We start from the raw sequence: 12397 nt of genomic DNA, 5'->3' as shown, positions 1-12397 counted from the left end.
GGGTGCAGGGCAGAGCCCTTCGAAACCGTCTTTCCGCTGGTGTCGCGTCCTACTTGGCGGTGAGCAGCGCCCAGTAGACCTTGTACTTCGAGCCCGGCGCGTACGCGGTGGCGATCCCCATCCGGGTCGCCCGGGGGTCGAGCATGGTGGCGTCGTGCGGGGGGCTCTCGCGCCAGCCCGAGAAGGCTTCGGCCAGGGTGTGGTAGCCGGCCGACAGGTTGGCGTTCACGTCGGAGAAGCCGAGCCGTCCGACCGCGGACTTCACGGTCTGCGCCCGGCTCGGCCGGTCGGCGAGCGCCATGGCGGCCACCTCCGCCTCGGCCAGCCGCTGCAGTTCGGGATCCACCGTCAGCGGGCCGGCGCCGCGGTTGCGGCGATAGGACGAGATCATGTCCCGGGCGGCGTCGGTGTCGACATGGGCGGTCTGGCTGGCCAGCGGCAGGTAGATGCTCGGCAGCGCCGTCGTGGTCGGCACCTGGGCGGCACAGGCACCGAGCAGCGCCAGCGCCGGGATACAGGCCGCCGCCCGGAAGCCGCGTCTCAGGTTGCGTCCGCCCACGTTCGAAGGTCCATGCTCTGCGCATCCGGCTTGGACGCCCGAGCGATATAGGGAGCGCGGGGCGATTGCGCGACCGGCTCCGCCGCCCGGGCCGCCCGTCCTCAGCCTCCGGCGCTGCGGAGCCCACGGTCGCGCTGCTGTTGGGCCGGCAATGCCCCGGCCTCCTTCGCCTCTTGAGGGTCGGAGACTGACGCACCCTGCCCGAACCGGCTCGCGATCTCGCCCATGGCGGCCTGCATCGCCTCGAAGCCCTGCACGGTCACGATGCTGGCGCCGGGGCCGAGCGGTGGGATGAAGCCCGCCCCCGAGAGGGTCGCGAACACCGCGTAGTTCAGGTCGGTCTGGACCTTCTGGCCGAGGCTGACATCGACGATCCAGACCAGCAGCTCGAATTCCAGGAACGGGTCGCCGATCTTCTTGAACACCACCCGGGGCGCCGGGTCCTTCAGCACGTCGGCATGGCCCTGCGCGCAGCCGACGATCATCTCGGCGGCCCGCACCGGATCCTGGTTGCGCAGGACGCTGACCGTGATGCTGACCCGGCCGGAGCGGTCGCCGCGCACCCGGTTCTTGACCACCCCGGAGATCAGGTTCGAGTTCGGTACGATCACGGACGAGCGGTCGAAGGTCTGGATCTCGGTGGAGCGCACCGAGATGCGCTTCACGATGCCCTCCGAATCGCCGATCACCACCTGGTCGCCGACCCGGATCGGGCGCTCCCAGAGCAGCAGCAGGCCGGAGACGAAGTTGTTGACGATCGATTGCAGGCCGAAACCGATACCGACCGACAGGGCGCCGGCCACGATGGTGAGCTTCTCCAGGCTCAGGCCCAGATACGAGAAGGCGAGCGCCAGGGCGAGCAGGAAGCCGCAATAGCCCGCGATCGTGGTGATCGAGTTGCGCAGGCCGGCGTCCAGGTCGGTGGCCGGCAGGTAGGTCAGTTCGAGCCAGCGCTGCACCGCCCGGGTGACGAACACGCCGAGCACCAGGATGCCGATGCCGAACGCGATGCTCGAGAGCGAGATCGTGACGTCGCCGACCTTGAAGCCGAAGAAGGCCTGCCGGATCGACGAGACGATGTCGGTGGAATCGAGCCCCCAGGGCGCCAGCACCAGCAGCGCCGCCACCAGGATCAGCACCACCCGGGCGGCCCCGGTCGCCAGCACCGAGATCTGGTTCAGCGAGCGCTTGCGCAGGCCGGTATTGGCCTGGAGCGTGGTGGCCAGCCGGGTCTCGTCGGTGAGCGCGCGGCCGATGAACGTGTCGACGCTCTGGACCAGCAGGTAGAGCAGGACCAGGACGCTCGCGGCCCAGATCAGCTGATCGATCAGGAAGGCTGCGAAGGCGACGTAGCCCACCAGCGCGCCGAGCCCGATCAGCCCCACGGCGGCCCAGCCGAGCAGCCGGGCCGGGCCGCCGATGCCCGTGGTGGTCTTGGTCGGCACGTAGGGGCCGAAGCAGGCCTCCTCCTCCTGATCGGTGTCGGCGAACCGGTGCAGGCCGACCGCCAGGATCAGCGCCGTGGCCACGGCGCCGAGGCCCCGGGTCGCGATCGAGATCGGCAGGGCCGCCGAGATCCCGGAATTCAAGGCCTCCACGGATTTCACCACGGTGAGCACCGTGGCGATGCCGACCGCCAGCCGGGTCAGCCGGGTGGCCGCCGCGTCGCCGACCGGGGCGGGGCGCCAGGCCGGCTTGTCGGGGCTGAGCAGCCCGTCGCACAGGGCCTCCACGAAGGCGATGAAGGCGAGGCCGCCCAGGATCGCGGCGGCCACCGGAAGCAGCCGGGAGGGCAGCAGGTTGGTGGCGTCGAGCGCGTAGTAGACCGCGTAGGAGCCCGCCACCGCCGGCACGGTGCCGAGCAGGATCACCCGCCAGGCGGCCAGCAGGGTCGCGCGCCGCGACGGCTCGGCGGTGGCGGCATCCCGCCGGGCGGCCCGGGGGGCGATGTTGCGCCGCCCGAAATACAGCGCGATCGAGATCCCGAAGGCGAGCCCCAGGAACAGCAGGTTGCCGATGCTGCCGTTGCGGGAGAACAGCAGCCCGATATCCGACACGGCGCTCTGCAGGGAGCGGGTATCCCGCGGCACGTCGGCCATGACCTTGGTCCAAAGGCCCGGCCCGACCAGGGGCTGCGAGCGCTGGAACAGGTCGCGGGTGAACGATTCGCGGCGGCGGTTCGAAACCCGGTCGATGATCTGGTCGCCCTGCACCTGCAGGGAGCGGGCGAGGCGCTGGGTCTCGTCGATGCGGGCGACGGCGGCATCGCGCTCCACCCGCTGCTCGGCGACGTCGGGGCTCTCCTGGGTGTCCTTGGGCTTCGGGCCGAGCTGGGTCAGCCGCTCGCGCGCCGCCTCGAGCGGCGTGTCGAGCCGGGTGATCAGCGCGCGGATCTCCTCCGTGACGGTGGCGGCGCTGTCGCGAATCGACGCCAGGTCCGTCGGGGTCAGGTCGGGATGCCCGAGCTGCTTCTCGCGGGCCTCGAGCTCGGCCTTGGCGGCGTCGAGCTGGGCCCGGACCGCCTTGAGCGGCTCGGACATCTCGGGCTGGGGCGCGGCGGGCTTCGGCGCGGCCGGCTTCCCGTCAGCCCCTTTGGCGTCGGAAGATTTGGCATCAGAAGGCTTGGCATCAGAAGGCTTGGCATCGGCAGGCTTGCCCTCCGCGGCCTGTCCGGCCGGGCTCCCGCCCTGCGCCGAGGCCGGCGGCACGGCCGCCGGGATCCCCAGCATCAGAGCGGCCAGGACGGCCAGCACGACGGGGGCGCGCGGCGCGGCGTTCGGCTTCCGGGAGCGCACCAGCGTGCGGATCATGGGCTACCTCTCGTCGGGCGCGGCAGGCGCGCGTTCGGGGCCCGGCATCGGCGGACCGGCGGTCGTCGGGAACCGCGCGGGCCGCCTGCGGGCCTCTTGGAGCGCCCGCCGCCGGAGGGGACATCGGTTCGGCGTCGGCGAGCACGGGATATCGAAGCCGCGCGAATCGGGACCGCCGGCGGCGCGGCCGGGCCCGATTCGCGCGGCCGAGCGCTGTGGGCGAGCAATAGGGCCAAACCGTGCCCCTGCCCACCCTCGGGCCGATCGCCCGTTCCCGCGGCGAGCTCCGGGACAGGCTTCAGGACCGGCTTCGGGACAGGTTTGGGGACCGGCTTTGGGACCGGCTTCGGGACAGGTTTGGGGACCGGCTTTGGGACAGGCTTTGGGACAGGCTTCGGGACTGGCTTGGGGGCCGGCTTCGGGACTGGCTTGGGGGCCGGCTGTGGGTGCGTCCCCGGGACCCGGCGGGAAAAGCTTCACAAGGGTGTCACGGTGGGATTAGATGAACACCTTATGGACAGGGCCTTTTCGTCGTCACGCGAAAGGGTTCGGCCGGCTCCGAAGCCGGTCCGGCCCGGCCGCGTTCCGGTTGCTACCGCACCGACTGGCGCCTTCGCGCGCCGGCCCGCCGCCCTGTTGCTCCTTCCGCCTCTCCCGCCGAGCCGACGCCCCGTCCGCCGGCCCGTCCTGCACCGGCCCCCGGCTGCGTCGGACGGGCCGGTGGGGCGACGGCGCGTTCCCGCGCGTTACACGCGTCAGAGATAGTCTGAAGAGTCGCGCCGATGATGGATCTCCAAACCCTCGTCCTGAACGCGGATTATCGGCCGCTCTCGTACAATCCGCTCTCGCTCTGGTCGTGGAAGGACGCCTTCACGGCCCTGTTCCTCGATCGCGTCACCTTGGTGGCGAGCTACGACGTCGAGGCGCGCTCGCCCTCGCGAGCGCTGCGGGTGCCGAGCGTGGTGGCGCTGAAGAACTACGTGACGCTGGCCCGCAGCCCGGCCTTCACCCGCTACAACATCTACCTGCGCGACGGCTTCAGCTGTCAGTATTGCGGGTTGCGGCTGCCCTCGGGCGGCCTGACCTTCGACCACGTGGTGCCGCGCTCCCGGGGCGGCCTGTCGAGCTGGGAGAACGTGGTGGCGGCCTGCTCGCCCTGCAACCTGCGCAAGGCCAACCGCACCCCGCAGGAGGCCGACATGCCCCTCGCCACCGAGCCGCGCCGGCCGACCCGCTACGAGCTGCACCACCGGCAGCCCGAGTTCGACCACCGCCAGTATCACCACACCTGGCTCGACTACCTGTACTGGGACAGCGAACTGGAGAGCTGAGACTGATTCACCAAGCCGGCCCGCGGCGGGGCGGCTCGTTGTACATCGGGACGTTGTGGTTGCGGGGCAGGTAGCCCCGGACGATCACGGGCGGCGGCACGGCCGCCAGGTCGGGCCGCACGCGGACGACGCGCCGGAGGCGGGGCGGATCGAAGCCGCGATCCTCGGGCCAGGCGGAGGCCGGGGCGGGAGCGAGGGCGGCGAGCAGGATGGTCGCGAGCATGGCCCGCGCGCGCATCGGCAGTCGGGCGGAGCAGGGCGCTGTCATGGTCGGTCTCCGGCCGGCATCGGGGCGATCAGAACTTGAGGGCCGCGCCGCCACGGATGGTGTTCAGCTCGGCACGGTGCCCGTTGAAGCTCTGGAACAGCACGTACTGGTACTCGCCCCGCAGCAGGATGTTGGGCGTGATCGCGTATTCGAGACCGAATCCTAGGGCGACGCCGCCGATCGTCTTGGTCTTGGCGTTGGCCACCAGCGTGCTCGGGCCGTACGGAATGGTCTGGGCGCCCTGTCCGGCCGGGGTCGACCGGTTCAGCGGGAAGTTTTGGTTGAAGCTGGCATAGCCGTGATTGTAGACGGCCGCCGGCAGGCCCGTGGTCAGGGCTTGGTTGGCCGCATAGGTCGTAGCGCCGTAGCCGTAATTCTGGACCGCGACGGTGTCGTCGATCGTCACCCGGCCGACCGCAAGGCCTCCGGTCACGTAGGGCAGCAGGTTGCCGAAGGCGTAGCCGGCCCGGGCGCGGATGCTGCCGTAATCGTCGATCCGCGTGTTCGACGTACCCGAGAGATTGACCGATTCGGAATTGCCCGCGGCCGTCGTCATGATCCGGCTGATGCCGTTGGTCGACCAGCTGTTCATGTCCGCGTGCGTGTAGTCGGCCTCGATACCCAGGACGATCTCGTCGAACTGGATGTTGTAGCCGGCAAACGCACCGAAGCTGGCGCTCTTCACGCGGGTCCCGGGCAGCGACAGAAACTTCGAGACGCCGAACTCGCTCTCGACCGCGCTGTAGCTGAAGTCTTGCGCGAGGGTCGATTGCAGGGCATCGCGCTGCGCCAGGCCGCCCGACGTATACCCGCCATGGCCGCCGACATACACGCCGCTCCAGTCGAGCACCGGAGCCGGGACCGGGTCGTAATCGGCGCCGCGCAGGTAATCGTAATCCAGGTCGGCGGCCCGGGCGGTGCTCGCGCCGCAGAGGCCGAGGATCGCCAGCAGCGGCAGGGTGACGGTGCGCATCGGGATCGTCCTGGAACTGCGAGACGGACGGCAGATCGGGCCTCGATGCAGAGATAGTTGGGTAACCTTAAGCGTCCGTTATTTCAGAGCTCTTCGCGCGTCCCGTTTCGATCATTGCGACTTGGATCAAACTATCCGGCAGCCCGATTCTGGTCTCCCACTCCTCCCGTTCCGCCGAAGCCCGGTCGCAAAACGAAAAACGGCGCGGAGGACATCCGCGCCGTCGGCCGTCAGAGCGTTGAGAAAAAAATCAGTACTTGCGGACCAGCGGTCCGGGGATCGGCTCCGGCATCAGCGGCGGCAGGGGCGCCGCGACGAGGCCGCCGAGGTAATAGCGCAGGCCGATCTTCACGTCGTGCGCCTCAATGTCCTTCACCTTGATCGCCTGCAGGCTGCCGGTGCAGCACGGCACGAAGCCCGGGCCGGTCTCGGCCTTGCCGAGGTTGAGGTAGCGGTACGCCACCTCGATCTTCAGGGCGTCGCTGACGTCATAGGCGAGACCGGCATGCAGCGCCCAGGCGAAGCTGCCGCTGGTCTTGCTCTTGTAGAACTTGCTGCCGCTGTTGGTGTTGTATACCGGATTGCCGTTGCTGTCGTAGACTGGCGCGTAGTTGTAGTACGCCTGCCCACACTTGCAGTCGTAGATCGGGTTGCCGTAATCGTAGGCGTAGGTCGGGCTGGTGAACTGCTGGTTCGTCGAGTAGCCCGAGACGTGGTTGAAGGCGTAGCCGACACCGCCGCCGATGAACGGCGTGATGCCGTACCACGTGCCGAGGTCGAAATACGCGTTGGCCAGCACCACCGCGGAATCGAAGTTGCTGGACGACTTGTTGACCCCGTAGGAGCCGAGGCCGTTGTCGAACTCGGGGCCCTTGTAATACTCACTGCCGCGCAGGCCGGTGGAGTAACGATACTCGCCGGTCACGTCGCCGCGCAGGAACGGGGTGAACTGATAGCCGACGCCGACGCCCGCGAACCCGCCGCCGCCGATCTCGTTGCCGAACGAGCGGTTGGCATCCGGATAGCCGGTGTAATCGTAGGCCTCGCTGTATCGCGGCCGCGTGTAGACGCTCGCGCCGACGTCGCCGCGCAGGTACCAGCCGCCGCCGACCTCGATCGGGGGCGGAGGGGGCGGCGGCGGAGGCGGGGGCAACAGGTCCGCGGCAGCGGCCAGGCAGGGCGCGCCGACGCTCGCCGCGAGCGTCAGGCTGCGCACCAAAGCGTTCAGCTTGGAGCGGGCCATGGAGATTCCTTCACTAGACTCGTGTGCCGGAGGCTTGGCATGCCGGCTCTGTTGACGAGGCGAAGGATGGATCGAACGTCTTAAATCCGGCTTAACGTTAAATGTTAGCCTTGCCGGCTGCTTACGGTCCGCAAACCTGCACCCCAGGGAAGGATTTGCTAGTCTTGCCCGCACCATCCCGCACCGTCAGGACGACGACGACGCCCGCCGGCGGATCGGGCTGAGCCGGTGTTGCCCGAGGACGTGCGCATCCTGGCGCTGATGCTGCCGGAGACGGTGGCGGGCGCCCACCGCGGCAACCCGGATTTCCGCGTCGGCGGCCGGGTGTTCGCGACCCTGTGGGTGGAGGAGGCCCGGGTGGTGCTGCGCTTGGCCCCCGTGGACCAGGCCGAACTGTGCGAGGCCGAGCCGGACCTGTTCACGCCGCTCGACGGCGCCTGGGGCCGGCGCGGCTGGACCAATCTCGACCTCGATCTCTGCGAGGAGGAATCCCTGCGCGCCGCCCTGCTGGCGGCTTGGCGGACCACCGCACCGGCCGTGCTGCGCGCCGCCTACGCGTGAGCACCGAGCCCTCAGGGGCTCCGCCCCCGAACCCTGCCAAAGGGCCGCAGGCCCTTTGGGATCCCGGATCTTAGGCCGCGACTTTGGTGACGGCCTCGACGACCTCGTCGACCACTTCGTTGACGAGGCCGCGGTCGTCGCCCTCCGCCATCACGCGGATCACCGGCTCGGTTCCGGAGGGGCGGATCACCAGGCGGCCGCCATTGCCCAGCCGGGCGCGGGCCTGGGCGATGGCGCTGACCACGCTGTCCTGGCTGAGCGGCTCGCCGGCCCGGTAGCGGACGTTCTTGAGGATCTGCGGCAGCGGGTCGAAGCAGTGGCAGACCTCGCTCACCGGCCGGCCCTGGCGCTGGACCACGCTCAGGATCTGCAGGGCCGCCACCAGGCCGTCACCCGTGGTGGTGTAGTCCGACATGATGATGTGGCCGGATTGCTCGCCGCCGAGGTTGTAGCCGTGCTCGCGCATGTGCTCGAGCACGTAGCGGTCGCCGACCGCGGTGCGGGCCAGCGACAGGCCGAGGCCGCCGAGATACCGCTCCAGGCCGAGATTGGACATGATGGTGGCCACCAGCCCCGGCTGGGTCAGCCGCTCGTCCTCCTGCCAGGAGCGCGCGACCACGGCCATCAGCTGGTCGCCGTCGACCACGTGGCCCTTCTCGTCGACGATCAGCACCCGGTCGGCGTCGCCGTCCAGCGCGATGCCGATATCGGCCCGGCGCTCGCGCACCTTGGCGACCAGGGCGGCCGGGGCGGTGGAGCCGACATCCCGGTTGATGTTGAACCCGTCCGGCTCGGTGCCGATGGCGATCACCTCGGCGCCGAGCTCCCACAGGGTCTCGGGGGCGACCCGGTAGGCGGCGCCGTTGGCGCAATCGACCACCACCCGCAGGCCGTCGAGGGTCACGTGCCGGGGCAGGGTGCGCTTGGCGAACTCGATGTAGCGGGCGTGCACACTCTCGATCCGCTTGGCCCGGCCGAGGTCGGCGGAGCCGGCCAGCTTGGTGTGCAGCTCGGCGTCGATCAGCTCCTCGATCTCACGCTCGATCGCGTCGTTGAGCTTGAACCCGTCGGGCCCGAACAGCTTGATGCCGTTATCCTCGAAGGCGTTGTGCGAGGCCGAGATCATCACCCCGATATCGGCCCGCATCGAGCGGGTCAGCATCGCCACCGCGGGGGTCGGCACCGGGCCGAGCAGCAGCACGTCCATGCCGACCGAGGTGAAGCCCGCCACCAGGGCGGTCTCGATCATGTAGCCCGACAGGCGGGTGTCCTTGCCGATCACCACCCGGTGGCGGTGGTCGCCGCGCTGGAACACCAGACCCGCCGCCTGGCCGACCTTCAGGGCGAGTTCCGGGGTGATCACCCCGTTGGCCCGGCCCCGGATGCCGTCGGTTCCGAAATACTTGCGCGCCATCACGATCTCCGGTGCCGGGCCTCTCGTCCGGCCAACGCGGCGACAGAGTAGCGCGACAGAACTTAGCAGATTGGATTGCCCCGGGTGCTCCCCGACAAAGACGGTCGAAATGCGGCGTGCCCCGGCGCGGGGCGCTACAGCACCCGCGGGAGCGCCGCCGTGAGCAGCGTCACGCCGGAGACCGTCAGGAGGCCGAGCACCACCCGGCGGAACGCCGTCTCGCTCAGGCCGACATAGACCCGTGTGCCGAGGAAGACCGGGATCAGCATGGCGGGCAGCACCACGGCCAGCATCGGCAGCGCCGTCCGGGTGACGAGTCCGGAGCCGAGATAAACCAGCATCGTGACCGCCAGCATCGTCAGGTTGAAGTTCTGGATGATCGTGCGCTGGACGTCGCGCTCGTAGCCGCGCAGGACGCACCACAGGGTCGGCAGCGTGCCGGTGAAGCCGCCGAGCCCGCCGAGCAGGCCGCCGCCCAGGCCGACGACGGCATCCGCCAGCCGCCCGCCCACGGTGATCCGCGGCAGGTCCTTGGCGAGCAGCATCGCCGGGCACCACACGACCAGCAGGGTGCCGAGCACCAGCTTGAACCAGTCGGCATTGAGGTGCGGCAGCAGGAGCACGCCCAGCGGAATCCCGGCCAGCCCGCCCAGCACGAACGGGGCGAGGCGGGCCCGGTCGAAGCCGCGCCGGACCGTCACGGCGGCCACGATCTGGCCGGTCAGGGATCCGGCCACCGCCAGGACGGCGGCCAGTTGCGGATCGATCACCCAGGCCCAGAACGACAGGGCCACGAGCCCGAAGGCGAAGCCCGACAGCCCCTGCACGAACCCGGCGACCGCGGCCCCGAAGCCGACGACGAGATAAACGGACAACGCCATCGGGTACGCGGCTCGGAAAGATCCCGCTCCCGGTCTTTCCGATTCGCCCACCGGATCCGAGCCTCCGGCCGAGCTTGCGGGGGGTGTTCGCGGACAGCCGGGGCGGATTGTCAGGGGGGGCTGGAGGCTCCGGTCCGGAACCGAGACGCGCCCTCGCTGCGCGGCGATCCGGGGGGTTCACATATCGGTCGGCGTTGATCGCGACGTGCCCCGTCTCCCGTGCGAGAGAGGCAGGGGTGAAGGATACGCCCTCTCCGGAAGAACCCGTCCCCTCAACCCTGTCCCTCTCGCTAACGGGAGAGGGGACCCGCGCCACAGCGTTCACGGCCGGAGACCGCTTGACGCGGAAAACCCAACGAAAAAGGGCGCCTCGCGGCGCCCTTCTCGTATCGTCGTCGACCGGGATCAGGCCTGCGGCTGCGGCTCCAGGCTACCGTCGCTCTCCTTCGGGCGGCCACGGCCCGCGGAGGGGACCGAGGAGCCCCGGGCCGGGGTCGGGGGCACGTCGCCGCCGTCGCGGAGCGGGGGCTGGCCCTTCAGCAGGTTGCGGATCTCGTCGCCCGAGAGGGTCTCGTATTCGAGCAGCCCTTGAGCGAGCGCCTCCAGGTCGTCCTTGTGCTCGGCCAGGATGCGCCGGGCCTCCTCCAGGCCGGTCTCGACCAGGCGGCGGACTTCGGCGTCGATCTTCTGGGCGGTCGATTCCGACACCGATTGCTGCCGGCCCATCGACATGCCGAGGAAGACCTCGTCGTTATTCTCGCCGTACGCCACGGTGCCGAGCTCAGGCGAGAAGCCCCAGCGGGTCACCATCATCTTGGCGAGACGGGTCGCCTGCTCGATGTCCGACTGGGCGCCCGACGTGACCTTGTCCCGGCCGAAGGTCATCTCCTCGGCGATGCGGCCGCCCATCATAATCGCCAGCCGCGAGGTCATCTGCTCGAAGCTCATGGAGAGCTTGTCGCGCTCGGGCAGCTGCATGACCATGCCGAGCGCCCGGCCGCGCGGGATGATGGTCGCCTTGTGCACCGGGTCGGTGGCCGGGACATTGAACGCCACGATGGCGTGGCCGCCCTCGTGATAGGCGGTGAGCCGCTTCTCGTCCTCGGTCATCACCAGGGTGCGCCGCTCGGCGCCCATCATGACCTTGTCCTTGGCGTCCTCGAACTCGTGCATCGTGACGATGCGCTTGCCGCGACGGGCCGCCAGCAGCGCCGACTCGTTGACGAGGTTCATCAGGTCGGCACCCGAGAAGCCGGGGGTGCCGCGGGCGATCACCTTGAGGTCGACATCGGGGGCCAGCGGCACCTTGCGGACATGGACCCGCAGGATGCGCTCGCGGCCGGTGACGTCCGGGTTCGGCACCATGATCTGGCGGTCGAACCGGCCCGGGCGCAGCAGCGCCGGGTCGAGCACGTCGGGGCGGTTGGTCGCCGCGATGATGATGACGCCTTCGTTGGCCTCGAACCCGTCCATCTCCACGAGGAGCTGGTTCAGGGTCTGCTCGCGCTCGTCGTTGCCGCCGCCGAGGCCGGCGCCGCGATGGCGGCCGACCGCGTCAATCTCGTCGATGAAGATGATGCAGGGCGCGTTCTTCTTGGCCTGCTCGAACATGTCGCGCACGCGGCTGGCACCGACGCCCACGAACATCTCGACGAAGTCGGAGCCCGAGATGGTGAAGAACGGCACGTTGGCCTCGCCCGCGACCGCCCGGGCGATCAACGTCTTACCGGTGCCGGGCGGGCCGACGAGCAGCACGCCGCGCGGGATCCGGCCGCCGAGCCGCTGGAACTTTTGCGGGTCGCGGAGGAATTCCACGATCTCCTGGAGGTCTTCCTTGGCCTCCTCGACGCCCGCGACGTCGTCGAACGACACGCGGCCGTGCGCTTCGTTCAGGAGCTTGGCCTTGGACTTGCCGAAGCCCATGGCGCGGCCGGCGCCGGACTGCATCTGGCGGCTGAGGAAGATCCAAGCGCCGATGAAGACGAGGATCGGCAGCCAGCTCACGAGCAGCTGGATGAACCAGGGGGTGTTGTCGGACGGCGGGCGGGCCGTGATCGTCACGCCCTTACCCTGGAGCTTGGAGACCAAGCTCGGGTCGTTGGGCGCGTAGCTGGTGAAGTTGCCGCCCCCGACATAGGTGCCGGACACGTCCTGCCCGGAGATCACCACCGACTGGATCTTGCCGGCATCGGCATCGTTGAGCAGCTGGCTATAGGCGATCTCGCTGCCGCCGCCCCGGTGACCCGGGTTCTGGAACAGCGTGACGAGGGCCAGCACCAGCAGGAAGATGACGACCCACAAGGCAAAGTTGCGAAAATTCGGGTTCATCGATCGATCCTTGGTGCGTGCGGCCCCCT

Annotated in this window: 10 protein-coding genes; 2 read left to right on the top strand and 8 right to left on the bottom strand. The window is 69.6% G+C overall.

Annotation, left to right across the window (positions count from 1 at the left end):
- Positions 1-49: 49 nt before the first annotated feature.
- Together ACYQPG_RS03735 and ACYQPG_RS03730 are read right to left on the bottom strand one after the other, a co-directional pair.
- Positions 50-559, bottom strand: coding sequence for a CAP domain-containing protein (locus ACYQPG_RS03735; RefSeq protein WP_187278597.1), 510 nt, complete (start codon positions 557-559; stop codon positions 50-52).
- A 101-nt stretch (positions 560-660) separates the two neighbouring features.
- Positions 661-3369, bottom strand: a complete 2709-nt coding sequence (locus tag ACYQPG_RS03730) for a DUF3772 domain-containing protein (RefSeq protein WP_461230278.1) — start codon at positions 3367-3369, stop codon at positions 661-663.
- A 782-nt stretch (positions 3370-4151) separates the two neighbouring features.
- Between ACYQPG_RS03730 and ACYQPG_RS03725 the strand changes: the two genes are divergently transcribed.
- Complete coding sequence (locus ACYQPG_RS03725) at positions 4152-4700, top strand: HNH endonuclease (protein WP_007563401.1); 549 nt, start codon at positions 4152-4154, stop codon at positions 4698-4700.
- 7 nt (positions 4701-4707) lie between these two features.
- Here ACYQPG_RS03725 and ACYQPG_RS03720 read toward each other — a convergent pair whose 3' ends face one another.
- From ACYQPG_RS03720 to ACYQPG_RS03710, 3 genes are all read right to left on the bottom strand, one after another.
- A complete protein-coding gene (locus ACYQPG_RS03720; RefSeq protein WP_461230277.1) occupies positions 4708-4968 on the bottom strand; it encodes a hypothetical protein in 261 nt (86 codons plus the stop codon).
- Positions 4969-4996: 28 nt separating this feature from the next.
- Positions 4997-5941 (bottom strand): outer membrane protein, encoded by a 945-nt coding sequence (locus ACYQPG_RS03715; protein WP_461230276.1) that lies wholly within the window; start codon positions 5939-5941, stop codon positions 4997-4999.
- Positions 5942-6191: 250 nt separating this feature from the next.
- Complete coding sequence (locus tag ACYQPG_RS03710) at positions 6192-7184, bottom strand: outer membrane protein (protein WP_419828715.1); 993 nt, start codon at positions 7182-7184, stop codon at positions 6192-6194.
- 228 nt (positions 7185-7412) lie between these two features.
- Between ACYQPG_RS03710 and ACYQPG_RS03705 the strand changes: the two genes are divergently transcribed.
- The gene (locus ACYQPG_RS03705; RefSeq protein WP_147855440.1) at positions 7413-7745 is read left to right on the top strand and encodes an MmcQ/YjbR family DNA-binding protein; all 333 of its coding nucleotides are present in this window, start codon (positions 7413-7415) and stop codon (positions 7743-7745) included.
- Positions 7746-7815: 70 nt separating this feature from the next.
- Here the strand turns inward: ACYQPG_RS03705 and glmM are convergent, their stop codons facing one another.
- The 3 genes from glmM to ftsH all read right to left on the bottom strand — a co-directional run bounded on the left by glmM (position 7816) and on the right by ftsH (position 12368).
- Entirely contained in the window at positions 7816-9159 is a 1344-nt protein-coding gene (gene glmM / locus ACYQPG_RS03700) for a phosphoglucosamine mutase (RefSeq protein WP_419828714.1), read from the bottom strand.
- 134 nt (positions 9160-9293) lie between these two features.
- Positions 9294-10040 carry a sulfite exporter TauE/SafE family protein gene (locus ACYQPG_RS03695; protein WP_461230275.1) on the bottom strand — a complete coding sequence of 249 codons (747 nt, stop codon included), beginning with the start codon at positions 10038-10040 and terminating at the stop codon, positions 9294-9296.
- A gap of 405 nt (positions 10041-10445) precedes the next feature.
- A complete protein-coding gene (ftsH, locus tag ACYQPG_RS03690) occupies positions 10446-12368 on the bottom strand; it encodes an ATP-dependent zinc metalloprotease FtsH (protein ID WP_461230274.1) in 1923 nt (640 codons plus the stop codon).
- Positions 12369-12397: the final 29 nt, after the last annotated feature.

Source organism: Methylobacterium sp. CM6246, from assembly GCF_054818005.1.
This window is presented reverse-complemented; position numbering and strand designations above follow the sequence as displayed.

What these genes read in the sequence shown, in the direction of transcription:
- ACYQPG_RS03725 (WP_007563401.1), top strand. Translation starts at nt 4,152, where the DNA reads ATGATGGATCTCCAAACCCTCGTCCTGAACGCGGATTATCGGCCGCTC.
- ACYQPG_RS03730 (WP_461230278.1), bottom strand. Translation starts at nt 3,369, where the DNA reads ATGATCCGCACGCTGGTGCGCTCCCGGAAGCCGAACGCCGCGCCGCGC.
- glmM (WP_419828714.1), bottom strand. Translation starts at nt 9,159, where the DNA reads ATGGCGCGCAAGTATTTCGGAACCGACGGCATCCGGGGCCGGGCCAAC.
- ACYQPG_RS03715 (WP_461230276.1), bottom strand. Translation starts at nt 5,941, where the DNA reads ATGCGCACCGTCACCCTGCCGCTGCTGGCGATCCTCGGCCTCTGCGGC.
- ACYQPG_RS03710 (WP_419828715.1), bottom strand. Translation starts at nt 7,184, where the DNA reads ATGGCCCGCTCCAAGCTGAACGCTTTGGTGCGCAGCCTGACGCTCGCG.
- ACYQPG_RS03695 (WP_461230275.1), bottom strand. Translation starts at nt 10,040, where the DNA reads ATGGCGTTGTCCGTTTATCTCGTCGTCGGCTTCGGGGCCGCGGTCGCC.
- ACYQPG_RS03720 (WP_461230277.1), bottom strand. Translation starts at nt 4,968, where the DNA reads ATGACAGCGCCCTGCTCCGCCCGACTGCCGATGCGCGCGCGGGCCATG.
- ftsH (WP_461230274.1), bottom strand. Translation starts at nt 12,368, where the DNA reads ATGAACCCGAATTTTCGCAACTTTGCCTTGTGGGTCGTCATCTTCCTG.